This window comes from uncultured Bacteroides sp., assembly GCF_905207245.1.
Classification (GTDB): domain Bacteria; phylum Bacteroidota; class Bacteroidia; order Bacteroidales; family Bacteroidaceae; genus Bacteroides.
In genome coordinates this window covers 22848-42398 of sequence record NZ_CAJLKP010000026.1, presented here as the reverse complement: position 1 = coordinate 42398, position 19551 = coordinate 22848, and the positions used below count along the sequence as shown (strand labels likewise).

At 45.4% G+C, this 19551-nt stretch carries 7 protein-coding genes; 4 read left to right on the top strand and 3 right to left on the bottom strand.

The window, feature by feature from the left end; genetic code table 11:
* Positions 1-366 precede the first annotated feature (366 nt).
* On the top strand, positions 367-2154 hold the full coding sequence (locus QZ135_RS10110; protein WP_294608578.1) for an AAA family ATPase: 1788 nt from the start codon (positions 367-369) through the stop codon (positions 2152-2154).
* A 103-nt stretch (positions 2155-2257) separates the two neighbouring features.
* Here QZ135_RS10110 and QZ135_RS10105 read toward each other — a convergent pair whose 3' ends face one another.
* A complete protein-coding gene (locus QZ135_RS10105; RefSeq protein ID WP_294608576.1) occupies positions 2258-5869 on the bottom strand; it encodes a glycoside hydrolase family 38 C-terminal domain-containing protein in 3612 nt (1203 codons plus the stop codon).
* Between the two features lie 225 nt (positions 5870-6094).
* Between QZ135_RS10105 and QZ135_RS10100 the strand changes: the two genes are divergently transcribed.
* Entirely contained in the window at positions 6095-10144 is a 4050-nt protein-coding gene (locus QZ135_RS10100) for a hybrid sensor histidine kinase/response regulator transcription factor (protein ID WP_294608574.1), read from the top strand.
* A 17-nt stretch (positions 10145-10161) separates the two neighbouring features.
* Here the strand turns inward: QZ135_RS10100 and mutS are convergent, their stop codons facing one another.
* Positions 10162-12777: a DNA mismatch repair protein MutS gene (gene mutS, locus QZ135_RS10095; protein WP_294608573.1), complete on the bottom strand. Its 2616-nt coding sequence runs from the start codon at positions 12775-12777 to the stop codon at positions 10162-10164.
* A 453-nt stretch (positions 12778-13230) separates the two neighbouring features.
* Here mutS and QZ135_RS10090 point away from each other — a divergent pair, with 453 nt between their 5' ends.
* On the top strand, positions 13231-14712 hold the full coding sequence (locus QZ135_RS10090; protein ID WP_294608572.1) for a beta-glycosidase: 1482 nt from the start codon (positions 13231-13233) through the stop codon (positions 14710-14712).
* Positions 14713-14864: 152 nt separating this feature from the next.
* Positions 14865-15299, top strand: a complete 435-nt coding sequence (locus QZ135_RS10085; protein ID WP_294608571.1) for a DUF6078 family protein — start codon at positions 14865-14867, stop codon at positions 15297-15299.
* Positions 15300-15429: 130 nt separating this feature from the next.
* Here the strand turns inward: QZ135_RS10085 and QZ135_RS10080 are convergent, their stop codons facing one another.
* Positions 15430-19467, bottom strand: coding sequence for a hybrid sensor histidine kinase/response regulator transcription factor (locus tag QZ135_RS10080; protein WP_294608570.1), 4038 nt, complete (start codon positions 19465-19467; stop codon positions 15430-15432).
* Positions 19468-19551: the final 84 nt, after the last annotated feature.

Below are 19551 nucleotides of genomic sequence, written 5' to 3'. Positions count from 1 at the left end.
TGCAAACAGAATATCAACATCTGAAAAACAGCATAGGAAATAGCTGCATTTACAGGCATTATCCGGCACATGTAACTCCTATTTTCATGTTTTCAAAAAAGGTTTGTATTAGCAAAAGAAGAGAAATGGCGTCTTTCTGCAAAAGGAAGACGCCATTTTAGTAACAAGTGGAAGGCCTGCACAGTCTATCTATCAACCTATACCGGGATATTACGGAATGCCGAGGCATGCAGTGCCCAAAAGATAAACCTGAAATACTTCATAAAATATGTAGTTAGAAACGCATCGTCCCTATAAGAACTTTTGTTATCTTTGTATCGTTGTGTTACAAGGTAACAGATTAAAAAACAATAAGGAGGACAGGAAATGAATCCATTGGACTATATAGTACAGGACAGGAAAAGACTTCCCTACGGAATGATGAACTTTGCAGATATTCGCTGCGACAACTATTATTATGTAGATAAAACCCGCTTCATCCCCATGATAGAGCAGGCAGACCGTTTCTTCTTCTTCATCCGTCCACGACGCTTTGGCAAGAGTCTGACACTGAATATCCTGCAACACTATTATGACGTGAGTACCCGCGATAAGTTTGACGATCTTTTTGGTGACCTCTACATCGGGCAACACCCCACGCCTGACCGCAACAGCTACTTAGTGCTCTATCTCAACTTTTCCGGCATCAATGCCGAACTAAATGATTACCGCAAAGGATTGGATGAGCACTGCGGCACAACCATCGAGAGCTTTTGCAAGAAATATGCCGATCTCCTCCCCCCGGAGACATGGGAAGAACTGCATACCAAAAACGGAGCTGTAGCGCAACTGGAATTCCTCTACCAAGTATGTGAACGCGCCGGACAGAAAATGTACCTTTTCATCGACGAATACGACCATTTCACCAACGCCATCCTTTCCAATCCCGAAAGTTTACGCCGATACACTGACGAGACGCATGGCGAAGGTTATCTGCGTAATCTATTTAACAAAGTGAAGGCAGGAACCTATTCCAGCATCAAGCGCTGCTTCATCACCGGCGTAAGCCCTGTGACGATGGACGACCTGACCAGCGGATTCAACATTGGTACCAACTACTCACTCTCATCGAAATTCAACCAGTTGATGGGTTTCACTGAAGAAGAAGTGCGCGAAATGCTTAACTATTATTCTACAAACAGTCCTTTCCGCCACACCGTGGACGAATTGATAGAGATAATGAAACCTTGGTATGACAATTACTGTTTTGCGCAGGATTGTTATGGCGAAACCACGATGTACAACTCCAATATGGTGCTTTATTTCGTAAAAAACTACATTGATAATGGTAAAGTGCCGCAAAACATGATAGAGAGCAACATCCGCATCGACTATGAGAAGTTGCGCATGCTCATCCGCAAGGACAAGGAATTTGCCCACGATGCCTCCATCATCCAGACTTTAGTGAGCCAAGGCTATATCACCGGTGACCTGAAGGATGGTTTCCCTGCCGTCAGCATCACCAATCCCGATAATTTCGTAAGCCTGCTCTACTACTTCGGAATGCTCACCATCAGCGGAATGCACGAAGGAAAAACCAAACTGACCATTCCCAATATGGTGGTGCAGGAACAACTCTACACCTATCTGCTGAATACTTATAATGATGCCGACCTCAGCTTCAGCAGCTATGAAAAGAGCGAACTATCCAGTGCACTGGCCTATCGGGGTGATTGGCAGTCCTACTTCGGCTACATTGCCGACTGTCTGAAGCGTTATGCCTCACAGCGTGACAAGCAGAAGGGCGAGTTCTTTGTCCACGGCTTCACCCTTGCCATGACTGCTCAGAATCGCTTCTACCGCCCCATCTCCGAACAGGACACACAGGCAGGATACGTCGATATCTTCCTCTGTCCGATGCTGGAGATTTACTCCGACATGACGCACAGTTACATCGTGGAGTTGAAGTATGCCAAGTACAAAGACCCCGAAAACCGCGTGGAAGAACTGCGCCGGGAAGCCATTGCCCAAGCCAACCGCTACGCCGACACGGACACAGTGAAACGCGCCATCGGCAACACCCGGCTGCACAAGGTTGTAGTGGTATATAAAGGGATGGAAATGCGGGTGTGCGAGGAGGTAGACGGCAGTTTCAACGGAAAAGCCGATGAATAAGACAACCATGAAAGATGAAAAAGCATTTTCTATTGCAACAGGAAATATCCGACTGTTTAGAATCAGTCGGATATTTCTTTAATCAGGATTACGATCAACGGATTTATTCGTAAACAGCAAATTCATAAATACGTGTAGCTTTCCCGTTGGGAGCCTGCACGGGCTGAGTAACCAACAAACGCAGATAACGTACTTTTTCGGCCTTACCTAAAGAACGGTTGATTACATTCTGCTTATTACCCGTAACAAAGTCCAGCGTGCGCCATGCCTCATCCTGGTTGTTTCTGCCTTGCAGGAAGCAACCGCCGGTTATGTAAGAGAAACTTTCCTGCGCAGCATTCACCACCTTCCAACCACTGATTTCTTTTTCTGTTCCCAAGTCGAAGTCTACGTAATTGGGAAGCATGGAGATGTCACACCATTTGGTGCTCTCGTTTCCGTCGATAAGGAATGCAGGCTTTTCTTTGTCGTTGATATATCCCGACCAAGCAACGATGTGTTCCGGTTTCAGCAGATTGACCTCGGGTTCTGTCACCCCTTGCAGACCGGCATTGTCTTTATTGGCAGTACGGAATAAAGTAGATACAGCCTCGGCAGGAGCATAAGGTTCTTCCACAAGCGTAGCGGCAAACAAGACCATATTTTTATTATCCGGCAGGATAATCTGAGTGGCCTTAGCCGGAATATCAATGGCAAACTTGAACATATAAGTAAACTCATACGCATGGTCACCCTCTGCCGAGTGGCGGTGTGTACCGATGTAGGCTACTTCCGCATCCTTCAGATAGCCTTGCGTATGCCCCGTATGTCCCCATTGACCGACAAAACCGGTATAAGATGGAACAACAACCTCCTGCACACTCTTACCTACACGGAATATACCTTTAGAGTCCTGCTCAGCAGTTGCCGCAGCAGCCAAGATATACAAACGGTTGTAAGCGTGCCCCGCAGGTAACTGCAAAGTATCTCCGGTGCATGCCATACCATTCAGTTCTTCTTTGGTTTCCAGACGGAAAGGAACCCGGTTGACAGTCAATTCAGCAGGAACCAACTCGGCTGCATAGGAATAGCCTGACTCAAAATCGGCTTCCCAGCGAAATTCATTCCAGCTAAAGCATTTACGGTCATAGTTCAGAGAAAGCTGTTCGGACTTCAACGCTGCTTTTCCGGCAGCATTCAGGCGGAGTTTATAAGTCTTGATACTGTTGGGTTGTATGGAAACTTGCAGTTGGTTGCCATTAAAGGCGGCACTGCCTGTAGTCTTTTCCGTTCCGTCCGCTTCATTGGCGCTCAAGATGTTTCCGGCAAAGGTCAGCACGGCATTCTGTGGAGCTTTGCCGCCGGTTTCGTATACACGCACCACATATTCGTCAGAGCTTTCCGCTTTCTTCAAAGCCTTAATTACCACATGGGCGTTGTCCGAAGATACCAAGGAGAAGGTTTTTCCTAATGTTCCGTTATGCTTCTCTACTTCGAAAGCCTTGACACGCTGATTCAGCACTTCGGCATCTTTCGCAATTTGTGCTTTGTCCAAATTGCCGGTATGAGGCATCAAGCTGTATGTAAACGTATGATAGCCTAAATCCTGGCGGTCCTGATAAGAATAATTATTCTTTGTGGCAGGCGTATGGAGCAAAGTCAGACGGAGCGTATGGTTATCGGGCTTATCCCAGCCATATTTGCTGTCATTCATAATGGCAACGCCATAGCTGCCGTCACGGTCAGTCAGGTCTGCCCAGTATTGGGCATACACTTCATAAGCAGTCAACACGTTGTTACCGCGCTGAACAGTGCCTACACCGAGGTCATAGGTTGCTTTCTCGTTATCAAGATTCAAAGGGAATTCCGCTTTCAGGAGGGCATTGGTGGATTGCCAGTCAATTTCATTGTAGAAGTCTATACGTTCAGCCAGTTCTCCTTCGTAAAGACGGATATACTGACGGAATACAGATTCACCATGACGCTTCTCCACACATAGGGTCTTGCGCAAGTCTCCGTCTTCACTCAGAGTCATTCTGACATCTTCCGTTATGGAAACAGGGGTGCTGTCCACTGTCTTCTTCATAATTTCCCAGGCAGGCCAGTTGTAAGAGGCATTATCCGTAAATAGCGCCAGGCGAATCGACTTACCGTTCTTAACAAGCTCTTTACCATTCGTCTTATCGTACAAAGAAGTTATATCCCCTTGTTCATTCAGTGAAATCTTGTATACGGAGTTCTCTATAACAGTGGTTGCGACAGATGTAGCTGCCTGTTGTTGATTTCCGGAAAGGCGGATGTCATAAACGGCATATCCGGTGGCAGGCACCGTGGCTTCTACCAGCAAGTGCACTTTTCCGTTTTCATAAGACAGCAGTTGTGAAGCAACTTTTTTACCTTCCGCGTCATAAACACTGATGCCTTTGGGGAACTTGGAAGCCTCAACGGCTATTTCCACCACATCCGTCACCGGAAAGCCCAGTGCATTGTAGAATACCACAGGAATTCCCTTGACGCGGGTATCCATCTTCTCGGAAACAGCACCGACAGAGGTAGTCAATATACCGGAGAACTGTTTCAGTGAAAGGAATTCGTCATTCCATGAAAACTCATAAGCACGGGGAATGCTGGTACCCGTAAGGTCATCGTGGAATTGATGGAAGATGAAACGTTTCCACGATTCTGTCAGGCTCTTGCCCGGATAGTCGGCTATACCCAGCCAATCTGCAGCAACGGCAGCTCTCTCGGCTGCATCACCCAACAGCTCATTCTGCCGGTTGTAGAGCTTCATGGCAGCCTGCGAAGTATAACATCCCGTTCCATGCACATCCATCAGCAATTCTCCGTTGAATACGGGCAATTCGGAATGTTTGTCATAGGGAAGATAGTCTTTAAACAACTGGTCGCTGGTGGCGCTGATGATTTCCAACGGCCCGTTCCCTTTGATGCCTTTCTCTACAGAGTTGACGGAGCCGAGAGTAGGAGAACCGCCCGTATCACCCGTACCGTAATAGCGGTACACGGTGTTCAGTGGAGTACGCTTGGCCAGTTCCTGCAGTTGTTTATCTTCTGATAAGTCGATGTTGCTCCAACGCTTGCCATAGTCATAGCCGTGCGCAAGCATGATAGAGGAACCATCTACTCCTTGCCACAGTCCAATAGTAAAAGGGTGTTTGCTTTTACCATAGAAAGGATTGACGCGCCAATCCAGTTTTTGGGAAGAAAAGCCGATGAGACCGCAGTGATTGGCAATGGTGGGCAACGTCCAGCCGAAACCAAAGCAGTCGGGAAGGAAGATGTCGGTACTTTCCACTCCGAACTCCTGCCGGTAGTATTCCTGCCCAAGCAAGATATTACGAATGGAAGACTCCACGGAAGGAACCAGCACGTCCGAAGCCTCCCAGCTACTGCCACTGATGTGCCAACGGCCCGAACTGATAAATGATTTGAGTTGTTCGTACTCGCCGGGATAATACTCCTTCATCCATGCGTACTTCACACCGCCTTCAAAGTTGAAGATGTAATCGGGGTACTTCTTTAGCAAAAACAGGTTGCGTGACAGAGTGTTCCAGACATACTCCTTGATGGTGGTTTGTATATCCCAGTTCCACTGGGTGTCCAAATGCGCATCTGCCACCATGTAAGCTTTCGCTTTCTTCTCTTGTTTTGCATCTTGCGCTTGCACGCTGCCTGCACAAAGCAAGGCGGATGCCAATAGGATAATCGGTAGTTTCATAGTAAAACAGTCTATTGTAAATAATGAGGTTTCTTATCAGCCGTAAAGCTAAGCGTATTTATGAAAATGCAGATACACATTTATGCCATATAGTCTCACAATCGGGCCATGGCGGCCAAACAGACAAAAAAGTCAGATAAGTAGCACTCTTTTTCCTCGTTTTTGCAGTGACATCCTGCCATTATTCTCTATCTTTGCAATACCTAATTAGTCCGATATACAGATATGAAAAACACTCGCAAAACAATCCGGTTCATATTAGTCATCTGTTTCATATGCTGTTTCCCTTTGGTGATTCATGCATACAGCCTCCGACAATTCTCCAACAAGAACGGCCTGTCCAACAGTGCCATCCTGTCTCTTTATCAAGATCATCAAGGAGTTATCTGGATTGGTTCATGCGACGGCTTGAATGTCTTCGACGGCACCGACATCCACGTATATAATCCTGTCAACCCTTCAAAAGCATTACTCTCGGGCAACCTGATAAACCACATCATGGAAACCGAAGAAAACGTGCTGTGGATACAGACAAATTACGGACTGGACCGATTGGACACCAAAAGCCAGACTTGCCAAAGCTTTGCAGAGTTCAAGGACAAGAACTCCATGGCGAAAAGTAACGAAAATGACCTTTTCATCGTAAAAGATGATGGATACCTCTACTATTACCAACAAGAAAAACAGGCTCTCCAAAAACTGAAAGTTCCCCAAATGAACTTTGAGCATGTACTATCCACCGTCATTGATGAAAACGACATTCTATGGATATTCACTTCCAATAACGACACTCGCAGTTACAAGATAAAAAAGAAAGGCCAAGAGATAGTTTTAGTCTACACCAACCTTTTCATACACCCGGAAAGACTGTTATGGACCTTCAGCGAAGACCAGACAGCTTATTTCATTGATGAAACTTATTCGCTGTATGAGTATGACTTCAACAACCGGAAGCAGTACTACATAGCCGACCTCAAAGCAGAAATCGAAGCCCGCGGAGAAGTTTCTTCCATCATCAAACAGCAGAATGACTACTATATCGGATTCAAAAGCAGCGGCTTGATTGTACTGAAATATATGTCCGACCAAAAGGTGAAGTACCAAATACAATCTACCGAGATTCAATCGGGCATCTTCTGCCTGATGAAGGACCGGTATCAGGATATCGTTTGGATAGGAACCGACGGGCAGGGAGTATACATGTACTACAACGACACCTTTTCAATAGCCAACACAGTGCTGGATACTCCCATATATCAAATCAACAACCCCATACGCACCCTTTATTATGACGAAGAGAGAACCTTATGGATAGGCACTAAAGGAGGTGGAATATTACGTATCAAAGACTATTCTCCCGAAACCGGCACATCTACGTCCTTCGACCGCATATCCGTCAATAACAGTGCTTTGACCGATAATACCGTCTATTGCTTTGCTCCAGGTTCCATGAACAAACTATGGATAGGCACCGAAAACGGCATTAACTATTACTCCTATAAAAACAAGCTGTTGAATACACTTGACGTGGTAACAGACGGTAAGAGAGTGAAATACGTACACTCTATCAACGAACTGAATGATACCACCTTATGGGTATCTACTGTTGGGGAGGGCATTGTAAAAGTTATCTTGCAGAAAGGAGGTACGGCTCCCGTCGTAAAATCAGCTACCCGCATTGTTCTGGATGATGGACGTATGGCTTCCAATTACTTCTTCACCTCTTATCAGGAAAGCGACTCCATACTGTGGTTTGGAAATCGCGGATACGGGGCATATCGCTTGAACATAGAAACGGAGATATTAACGCCCTACAGGTTTGACGACGTGGTAAACAGTCAAACTGCCAATGACATCTTTGCCATCTACAAAAACGAAAAGGGGTATTGGCTGGGCACCAGTTCCGGATTACTTTACTTTAATCAGGACTATACACAGTATCACGACAGAGCCAACCTACTTTCAACCAATACCGTACACGGTATTTTAGAAGACCAGCAGAATAATCTTTGGTTAAGCACCAATCAGGGACTGGTAAGATTCAACTCCAAAACCAATACCGGACAAACATACAATAGAGAAAACGGGTTGGACGTGACCGAATTCAGTGACGGCGCCTTTTACAAAGACCAGCGGACCGAAACATTATTTTTCGGCGGTACAAACGGGTTCGTCACCGTCAAACCCAATGCATATATCGCAGAAGACTATATGCCACAGATTAGCCTGAGAGGATTGTCCATCTTCGGAAAAGAGTATAACATCCACGAGTTCCTGCACGAAAAGAAAGACAAGACCATACTACAACTGGACTATGGTCAGAACTTCTTCTGCATTGACTTTATGGCAATAGATTATATTAATGGGAACAATTATTCCTACTCCTACAAGCTGGAAGAAGTTAGTAATCAATGGATAGAGAGTGGCACATCGGCCAGTGCCATCTTCTCCAATCTCGCACCGGAACAATACACGCTGTTAGTGAAATACAAGAATAACATGAATGGCAAAGAGAGTGAACCGCAAGCACTGGTTATCCACATTACTCCACCCTGGTATCTGAGTACTTGGGCGTATATCATCTATTCCATACTGATCGCCTTGCTCTGCTTCACGGCCATTTATCAGACCATCCGGCAATACCGCCGCAAGCAGCAGCGCATGATTAAGAAACTGAATAGGGAAAAGAAGGAGGAAATCTACGAATCCAAGCTGCGTTTCTTTACAAACATCACACATGAGTTCTGCACGCCGTTAACGCTGATTTACGGCCCATGCGAAAAGATACTTGCCTACCCGCAAGCCGACTCCTACATCCTCAAATACGGAAAGATGATACAGCAGAACACGGAGAAGCTGAACAGCTTAATCCTGGAACTGCTTCAGTTCCGTAAACTCGAAACCGGCAACAAAACACTTTCCATTCAGAGTTTGCCCGTATCGGAGAAGCTGCAGGGTATTGCGGAGTCATTCGGTGAATTGGCTGAGAACCGGGAACTGGATTATCAGTTGAATATTGAACCGGGTATAGAATGGAACACAGATATCAGTTGTTTCAACAAGATTGCGAACAATCTGATATCCAATGCCTTCAAATACACGCCGGAGAAAGGAAGTATTACTGTCGGATTGAGGGTAGAAAACCGGCTTCTCACCCTTCGCATCTCTAATTCCGGGAAAGGAATAGCCAAAGAAAACCTTACAAAGATATTCGACCGTTACAAGATACTGGATTCCTTCGAAATGAACGGAGCAAACTCCCGGAACGGACTCGGACTGGCTATATGCAAAAGCATGACAAATTTGCTGAACGGGCAAATCAGTGTAGACAGTGTGCCCAATGAGATAACGACATTCACAGTAACCTTGCCGGAACTGGCTTTGACGGAGCAGGAAACACAGCAGGAAGTATATGAGGCCCCCCCTTTGAATGTCAATGCAGAGCCCATAGAATTAGAAAAGACCATCGCTAACTTCGACACCTCCAAACAAACAATCATGATTATCGATGATGATCCCTCCATGCTATGGTTTGTTTCGGAGATATTTGTAGAGGAGTACAATGTATTGTCTTTCAACAATGCCAAGGAGGCTTTAGCCAATCTGGAATTAAGACAGCCGGACTTAATTATCTCAGACGTGATGATGCCCGAAATCGACGGACTCTCTTTTGCACAACAGATAAAACAGAATAAATTGTGGAGCCACATACCACTGATCCTCCTGTCCGCCCTCCATAACGAAGATGAGCAAGTGAAAGGCATCGAATCAGGCGCGGAAGCTTACATTACCAAGCCTTTCAATGTGAAATACCTGGAGAAGATTGTCTACCGGCTGATAAAGCGAAAATCGGACTTAAAAGAGTATTATAGCTCCATTTTCAGTTCCTTCAAGGTAGAGAACGGCAACTGCATCCATAAAGAAGACCAAGAGTTCCTGGATAAAGTGATAGAAACCATAGATAAGAATATCTCCAATCCTGATTTATCCGTGGAACTGCTGAGCAGTGACTTAGGCTATAGCACCCGCCAGTTCTACCGGAAACTGAAACCGATAACCGAAAAGTCACCGTCCGACATCATCAAGGAGTATCGCCTTACCATAGCGGAGCGTTTACTGCTGACCAAAAATCTCACCATTGAAGAGATTATGGATCAGACAGGCTTCAATAATCGCGGCACCTTCTACAAACTGTTCACCTCACGCTTTGGCATGCCGCCAAGACAATACAGGGAACAGCAGAAGGATAATGTGAAGAAGGAAATGACGAACTAAAAAGGATGAAAGGGAAATTATTTCCCTTTCACAATCCGCTTAATATCACTCAGCTTATTCAGCGCCTCCAGTGGTGTCAGGTTATTCACATCCAGCGTCAGTATCTCATCGCGTATCTGGCAGAGTATCGGATCATCCAACTGGAAGAAACTGAGTTGCATGCCCTCGCGTGTCTCTCCCACTTCCGCCATCGGCTTATTGGCGATGCCTTGCTGGCGATTATCCGTTTCCAGTTGCTTCAAGATGTCATTCGCACGTTTTACAATGCTCTTCGGCATACCTGCCATCTTTGCCACATGGATACCGAAAGAATGCTCACTACCGCCACGCTCCAGTTTACGCAGGAAAATGACTTTGTTATCCACTTCCTTGACGGAAACATTGTAGTTCTTGATGCGCTTGAAGCTCTTCTCCATTTCATTCAGTTCGTGGTAGTGCGTGGCAAACAGTGTACGCGCCTTTGCCCTGGGATGCTCATGGATATGTTCTACAATCGCCCAGGCAATAGAAATGCCATCGTAGGTAGAAGTACCCCTTCCCAATTCATCAAAGAGTACCAGACTGCGCGGAGACAGGTTATTCAGGATGTCAGCCGCCTCATTCATCTCCACCATAAAGGTAGATTCACCGACGGAGATGTTATCGCTAGCCCCCACACGGGTAAATATCTTATCCACTAATCCGATATGCGCACTCTCGGCAGGTACGAAACTACCAATCTGTGCCAGCAGCGTTATCAGCGCCGTCTGCCTCAATAATGCAGACTTACCCGCCATGTTGGGACCGGTAATAATAATAATCTGCTGCGAACTGCTATCCAGCATCACATCGTTGGCAATGTACTTCTCGCCTATCGGAAGCTGTTTCTCGATTACCGGATGGCGTCCCTGACGGATATCCAGCACATCGCTGTCTTCAATAACAGGGCGGATATAGTTATTCTCACGCGCCACATTAGCAAAGGAATGCAGGCAATCCAGACGGGCTATCTGGTTTGCATTGACCTGGATGGCGGGTATAAACTCACTCAACGCCTGCACCAGCTCCATGTAGAGTTGCGTTTCCAGTATCAATATCTTATCTTCAGCACCGAGGATTTTCTCTTCATATTCTTTCAGTTCCTGCGTGATGTAGCGTTCGGCATTTGCCAGAGTTTGTTTACGTATCCACTCCTGCGGCACTTTATCCTTATGCAGGTTACGTACTTCGATATAGTAACCAAACACATTATTGTAACCTATCTTCAGGCTGGGGATTCCCGTCAGTTCACTTTCCCGTTGCTGTATCTGTAGCAAGTAATCCTTACCGGAATAGGCTATCTGGCGCAACTCGTCCAGTTCGGCGTTGACACCCGACTTGATGACACCACCTTTGTTAATCAGCAACGGAGGATCATTATTAATCTCTTTCTCTATGCGGTCGCGAATGGACTGGCAGATATTCAATTGTTCACCTATGCGGTTCAGACTGGCATTATCCGCATCCATACAAGCTGCTTTGATAGGTTCAATAGCCAGTAACGCCACTTTCAGCGCCACCACCTCACGCGGGGAGACACGCCCCACGGCTACCTTTGAAATAATGCGTTCCAAATCACCTATCAGATGCAACTGTTCTTCAATCAATTCCTTGAAGTCCGGCTGACGGAAGAAGTATTCCACCACGTTGAGGCGTTCGTTGATAGGCAACACATCTTTCAGCGGAAACACCAACCAGCGTTTCAGCAGACGGGCCCCCATAGGACTGATAGTCTTATCAATCACATTCAGCAAGCTACTGCCGCCATCGTTCATACTGCCTATCAGTTCGAGGCTGCGGACGGTGAACTTATCAAGACGGACATACTTATCCTCCTCAATGCGTGCCAGTGAAGTGATATGCCCTATCTGGGTGTGCTGAGTCATGATGAGATATTGCAGGATGGCTCCCGAAGCAATGATACCATTCTTGAGATGCTCCACACCGAAACCTTTCAGGTTCTTTGTCTCGAAGTGTTTCAAAAGTTTCTCACGCGCGGTAGTTTCAGTAAACACCCAGTCGTCCAGCTCAAAAGTAAAGAACTTACTCCCGAAGTTTCCCTCGAACATACCGCGTTTTCCACGTTCAAAAAGCACTTCCTTCGGGGCGAAGTTATTCAATAGTTTATCCACATAGTCGAAAGGGCCTTCTGCTGTGAGGAATTCGCCTGTGGAGATGTCGAGAAAGGCCACACCGCAGGTTCCTTTACCAAAATGGACGGCAGCCAGGAAATTATTCTCCCGGTAATTCAGTATATTGTCGTTGATGGAAACACCGGGAGTCACCAGTTCCGTGATGCCGCGCTTCACCAGTTTCTTGGTCATCTTCGGGTCTTCCAACTGGTCGCAGATAGCCACACGCTTACCCGCACGCACCAGTTTAGGCAGATACGTATCCAGCGCATGATGGGGAAAGCCGGCCATTTCAATGGTTTTTCCTTTACCATTGGCACGCTTGGTGAGGGTGATTCCGAGGATTTCGGCCGCAACAATAGCATCAGTAGAATAAGTTTCGTAGAAATCGCCGCAACGAAACAGCATAACGGCATCCGGATGCTTGGCCTTCAAGTCCAGAAACTGCTTCATCATCGGGGTGAGCACAATATCTTCGTTCATGTGGATTTATCTTTATTGAACACAGAGACACAGAGGTACGGAGTGTTTCACTTTATAGAAAAAGAGAATCCTATGTCTCTGTGCCTCTGTGTTCGTTAATTAATGAGACAAAGATAATTCTTTTTTAGAAAATAAGCGTGGAGAGGGTTCAAATCCTTAGCAAGCCTTAACAAAAGCGTTCTTTTCGCTAAAACATGTTATAAAACACTCTTTTTTATTTGTTTTATTTGCAGATGTCCCAAAAGTCCGTACCTTTGCAATGTGTTTTTCATAGTATTAGATTTAAGGTTAACAAAGGTTGGAGTACAGCGGTACTCCTTTTTTTATGCCCATACGTGACGTTTCACAACGATGTTATCTTCGCTTGAACTGATTTGTCCCCCTTTTTGCGCCTTTTGTGCACCTTGTAATAGCAACTATTTTGCTTATTTTGCGCTCAAAAGACTTATTACCATGAAAAAGAAGAAAATGAAAAAAGTATTCCTCTATTGCCTGGCAACTGCCTTTGCCACCGGAACCTATGCCCAGACTTACAACTGGGTGAGCAGCACGGAAGCCAACATCTGGCAACAATCTAAAGTAAAGTTACAATCAAGCACCGGACAGACTCCGCTTTTAGAAATCAACGGAACAGAAGGGGGCACCACCTTCAAAGCATGGGGCACCACCTTCAACGAACTGTGCTGGGATGCTCTGAACATGCTTACCCGCGATGAGCAGGACGACCTTCTGGAAAAGATGTTCTCTCCACAGGGAGATTTACGCTTCACACGGGGACGAATCTCGATGAATGCGAACGATTATGCACGCGACTGGTACAGTTGCGACGAAGTATCGGGCGACTTCCAGTTGAAGTATTTCAATATCAACCGCGACAAACTCGCCATCATCCCTTTCGTGCGGGCAGCACAAAAGTACAATCCCGGGATGACATTCTGGATTTCCCCCTGGTCTCCTCCCAGTTGGATGAAAATCAACCATGACTATCCGGTACGCAGCGACAAGACCAATAAGATGTCTCCCGAATCGAGCATAGCCCTTTTCGAAGACAACACCGAGAAGCGTAAAGGCGTATTCCCCGAACAACTGGCAATGAACGACTACATGATACAAGACCCCCGCTATCTGCAAACGTATGCCAACTATTTCTGCAAATTCATTGATGCCTACAAGGAACAGGGAATTCCCATCGATATGGTCATGTATCAGAATGAGGCATACAGCTATACCCCCTATCCCGGTTGTGCCTGGACTGCCGAAGGCACCGTACGCTTCAATGTAGAATATCTGGCTCCTACGCTAAAGAAACATCACCCGGAAGTGAAACTATACCTCGGCACCTTCAATACGAACCGCTACGACTACGTCGACAAGATACTTTCCGACCCGCGTATGCCACAAAGCATCGAAGGCATAGGTTTCCAGTGGGAAGGCGGACAGATATTGCCGAAAATCCGCGAGAAGTATCCCCAATATAAGTATGTACAGAGTGAAAGCGAATGTGGCTGGGGCAGCTTCGACTGGCAGGCAGGAGAGCACACTTTCCACCTGATTAACCACTATCTGGGCAATGGTTGCGAAGAATATACCTTCTGGAACAACACACTTTGCGACAACGGTGAGAGTCCCTGGGGATGGAAGCAAAATGCACTGATACATGTGGATTCAAAAACCCGCAAGGCAACTCTGACGCCCGAATATTACGCCGTGAAGCATTACAGCAGGTTCGTCTCTCCCGGTTCACGCATCATAGCCTACAAAGCGCAGAAAGAAGATAAAACACCCGTTATGATTGTGGAAACTCCACAAAAGAAGAAAGTAGTGATAGCCGGCAACTTCAACAATGAAACCAAAGAAATAACCGTGAAATTAGGCAACCGTTATCTGAACGTGCAGCTCCAACCCCATTCGTTCAATACGTTTGAAGAGAAATAAATGAATAAAAAAGAGTCATTATTCAGGCAAACGTGTCTGAATAATGATTACTTTTGCCGTGAAATTCAATCGTAGTCATCACAAAAGAAACACTGAGCTTCTCTTTAAAGAAGGATAACTGCCTTGGAAACAACAACAAACAACTCACAATCATGGAAGAAGAACATTATTTTCCGGACGTACCGCACAATTATCCCTTATGCCTCAACCGTCAGTGCCCCAAAGCCTCTACCTGCCTGAGGCAATTGGTAGAACAAGCCATCCCGAGCAGCATCGAACATTGGGTGGTCATTAGTCCCAAACACCAAGCCACGCTGAAAGGCGCTTGTCCTCACTACCGCTCCAGCAAGAAAGTGCATTATGCCAAAGGTTGCATGAATATTCTGGAGAATCTGCCGCACAAGCAGAGACAACGTGCTATGACCCTGCTGGTAGAGCGATTCAGCCAAAGAACTTATTACCGCATCCGCAAAGGCGAACGTCTCCTCAGCCCTGCCGAGCAAAAGGACGTACAGAATATCCTCAAGAAGTGCGGAGTGACCCAGAAACAGGAGTTTGATGCTTATGTAGAAGGCTACGAATGGTAGTCTCTTAATACACGGGATATAGGAGCGAGTTCTTGCCACCGTGTTGGCAAGACTTTGCCATAGGCTTGGCAAAACTTTGCCATCGCAGTGGCAAAAGTTTGCCAATGCGGTGGCAAGAAGTTGGCAATGTTTATGGCTGTTTCAGATACTCCGAAGGCACCACGCCGAACTCCTCTTTAAAGCATTGGCGAAAGTAAACTAAACTGTTTATTCCCACTTTAAAAGCAACTTCGGAAATGCTGTACCTGCCTTCCAGCAACAAACGTTCGGCATACTGCATCTTTATCTTACGAACATACTCATTGGTGGAAAGTCCCGTCAATGCTTTCATCTTACGGTAAAGCGTAGATTTACTCATAAACATATTGTCAGCCAGATAACCAATATCCACCTTTTCGGACGACAAACGACCTTCTATCAACTGATTAATCTTCTCAATGAATTCATTATCCAGCTTGTTCAGGGACTCTGCCAACCGGGCACGTTTTTCATTCAAATTATGATGGGGTGTAGAACCACTGAAACGCTCTGCCAACAACTTGCGTGATTCGAGCAGATTGTTGATGCGACTATGTAACAATGTAGCACTGAAAGGCTTTGTCAGATAGGAGTCCGCCCCCACCTGATACCCCTCTTCCTTGTCCTGTAAAGAATCCTTAGCCGTCAGCAGAACGATAGGAATGTGGCTGGTGCGCACGTCTTCTTTCAGTTTCTTACACATGGTGGTTCCATTCATCACAGGCATCATGATGTCACTGACTATTATATCCGGAATGCAGTTCAGTGCCTGTTCCATTCCTTGCTCTCCATTGGCTGCCGTCTTCACCTCAAAATCATCAGAGAAAGACTCTGCAATATAATTACAGATGTCAGGATTATCCTCCACTACAAGCAAGATACGCTTTCCGCCGGATACGGACTCTGGAATGTCTTCTTTCTCTTCTTCCGGCTCATCGTCAGTCTTTTCCGGCGAGTCGGCATGCAACGCATTAGGATAAATATTATCCGTCAGTAAGCTGATATAGAACGCACTCCCCGCATTCAGGGTACTTTCCACTCTGATAGTCCCTTCGTGCAACTCTACCAGGTTTTTCACCAGTGCCAAACCAATGCCCGTACCGGATGCTTGATGCTCACTTCCTTCCTGATAATAACGGTCGAAGATATGAGGCAAGGCTTCGGGAGTAATCCCATAGCCTGTATCTGTCACCAGTATTTCGGTGTAGTCGACACCATCCCGTGCCACATTGTACAGCCTCAATAATATAGAGCCTTTCTCGGTATACTTCATCGCATTGGAGATCAAATTATCCAATATGATGGTCATAATCTCTTTATCGAAATAGAGAAACATATTTTCACTCTCTACCTCAATATGGAATTTAACATTGGGCTTGCGATTCAGCTCCTTATACTTAAGCCCTGTTTCGTATACCAGATTAGCTATATTATCATGAGTCACACAGAGTTTCTTATTCTGCGTTTCCGTCTTACGGAATTCCAGTATCTGATTAATCAAGTTCAGCAATCTGATAGCACTTTGGTGGATAACCGATACCTTCTGGGCATCTTTATTGGAAAGTGAATGGCTCTTCTGCATATCTTCCAATGGTCCCAGTATCAATGTTAACGGAGTACGGAGTTCGTGAGTGATATTGGTATAAAAGCGTAATCGTTCCTGGTTCAATTCCTGTTCCTGCTCATGATTTTTCTTCTCCAAATCGTAAAGGAGCTCCATATCCAACTTTTTCTTGTAAGCATAGAGTATGGAGAGCACAATAAATACCCCTGTCACAACATAGAGCAACTTTGCCCACCACGATAGCCACAAAGGAGGTATGATGCGGATATTCAACGTCGTTATTTGGTCCGACCAGTCTTGGTTTCTCATACGTGTCTTCACCAAAAACTGATAATTGCCGGGAGGCACATTACGAAAAGTAGTATTATTGGGTTCCGTTACGGTATACCAAGAATCTTCAAGCCCTTTCAACATATAGGCATATTCCACTTGGTTGGCCAATGCGTAATTTTGTACATTGAAAGTAATACTGAAGTTATTTTGCAAATAGTTCAATTCTACTGACAAGCATCCGTCAAGAGGAAGCACTTCTTCTTTATTTCCCCAGTCATTCAAAGGCTCGAATATGCGCATTTCCGTCATAATGACTGGTGGAGCTTTGCGTTCTGCCAGCACAATCCCCGGATTAAAATAGCATAATCCGTTGAGAGAACCGAAGTAAATCCTGCCATCGTTGTCACATGCCGCACTGTTGCTCATAAATCCGTCTGCCGGAATATTATCTTCACGACTATAGTTATAGATATTGTTTTTAGACTCCATATAACAACTGATTCCCTTATTCGTGCTGAACCAGATATTGCCTGAAGCATCTTCCATTATTGCCCGTACATGGATGTTTTCCATTCCGTGCATGCGTTTATAAACTTTGTACTCCCACTCTTTCGAAGAAGGAAAACATACCAGCCCCTCGCCGGTTGCTATCCACACACGCTTCTTGCTGTCTGCGTACACAGCATTGATGGTATTTGAAGGGAAGTCCTCACCCACATGAAAATGTTTCACCACGCTGAAATCAGGCGCATAGACAAGAACACCACTTCCGAAGGTACCAACCCAAAAGCATCCCTGTTCATCTTTGAAGATACTGCGTATCTGTATATCTTCTATATAGTGCTCCAAAACACGACCTTCAATATCCGCCTTATACATCCCTGTACTGGTTCCAATCCATATCACATGATTTCTGTCCTCATAGATGGTACGCACATCTGTATCAATCTCATCTTTCGGAAAAATCTGCTTGAAAATCTCCTTGTTTTTATCGTAATAGCATACACCTCCAGCAAACAGACCGAACCACAAGTTCCCTCTCGAATCGCATAGAGAAGCCTGAACCGGATTGCCATTCAGGTCGCCGCTGTTTCTACCATAGGCCGCTATCCGCTTTCCTTTTTCGAAGACATTAATGTCTCCGTTATTCATTCCTATCCACAATTGTCCTTCATGATTAACACAAACACTATTAACCATTTTGTTGGTAAGATTTCTTTCAGCCGTCGGAATGGGCGAATAATTATAAGTATTGAACAAAGAGGGTTCATGGCTTAAGAAATTAATGCCACCTCCCCAGGTACCCACCCATACATTCTTATAAGAATCCTGAAAGAGATAACGCACCGTAGAATTCGACAAACCATATTCATCATTGCCTTCGCCTATATAAGTAAAACGTACTTGTCTCGGCGATAAAAACAGATGTTGTGCCAAATCCAGAATAGCAATTCCGCCAAACTCCATCGCAATCCACAGCTTATTATCATCCATCTGCTTGATATTGAATACCCGATGCTGAACCGCCTCCCGATTGTCTTTAAAATGAATGAAATTCTCCGCCACCGGATTGAACAGAGCCAAACCATTGGAAGTTCCCAACCAGATATTTCCGCTGTTATCCTTATATACGCACATCACCCCGTCTGCCGGAAGACTATTGGGATCAGCCGGATCGTGTCTGAAGTTTTTCACCTTCTTTTCCTTTACAGAGAGTATGCTGAATCCATCATGTACATGCCCAATATAGAGTTTTCCGTCTCTACCATCAACCACAGACCAGATTTGATTACTGACCAGCCCCGGCACTGTTTCCCAATTGTAATGTGTGAACTTCCCGGTCTTTTTATCCAGATAGTCAATACCATTCCAATAAGTAGCAATCCATAAGTTTCCGTCCGATGCAGGTTGTATATCTGTGACATCATTGGTAGTCAGACTATTTGGTTGCCCCCGCTCATAGGCATAGGTAGTAAAAGTATCATTGGCATAGTCATAGGCATTCAATCCGGCACGCTGTGTAGCAATCCAGAGAATAGAATCCACCGGATCATCAAGTACGCAGTTCAATTCATTACCCGTAATGCTGAGTTTGTCCGAGGTTCCCTTATAATAGGTAATAAAACGGGTACCATCGAATTTATTCAGTCCCTCCTCCGTTGCAAACCATAAAAAGCCCTGCTTATCCTGAGTTATACTCAGAACATTATTGTTGGACAATCCTTCGATTGCCCCTAACCGTTTCACGGAATAAGGTTGCGCTGACAGCCACACCGGAAATAACAGAAACAAGAATATGCATGTATATCTCATAATGCCAATTTGTGTATGTTCTCGAATAGCGATTCAAAAATAAGAATAAATTCTGTATCTGATATATACAAATCATTCATTGCA

Excerpts from the sequence above, each read along its gene's own strand:
- QZ135_RS10100 (WP_294608574.1), top strand. The coding sequence starts at position 6,095 with ATGAAAAACACTCGCAAAACAATCCGGTTCATATTAGTCATCTGTTTC.
- QZ135_RS10085 (WP_294608571.1), top strand. The coding sequence starts at position 14,865 with ATGGAAGAAGAACATTATTTTCCGGACGTACCGCACAATTATCCCTTA.
- QZ135_RS10110 (WP_294608578.1), top strand. The coding sequence starts at position 367 with ATGAATCCATTGGACTATATAGTACAGGACAGGAAAAGACTTCCCTAC.
- mutS (WP_294608573.1), bottom strand. The coding sequence starts at position 12,777 with ATGAACGAAGATATTGTGCTCACCCCGATGATGAAGCAGTTTCTGGAC.
- QZ135_RS10090 (WP_294608572.1), top strand. The coding sequence starts at position 13,231 with ATGAAAAAGAAGAAAATGAAAAAAGTATTCCTCTATTGCCTGGCAACT.
- QZ135_RS10080 (WP_294608570.1), bottom strand. The coding sequence starts at position 19,467 with ATGAGATATACATGCATATTCTTGTTTCTGTTATTTCCGGTGTGGCTG.
- QZ135_RS10105 (WP_294608576.1), bottom strand. The coding sequence starts at position 5,869 with ATGAAACTACCGATTATCCTATTGGCATCCGCCTTGCTTTGTGCAGGC.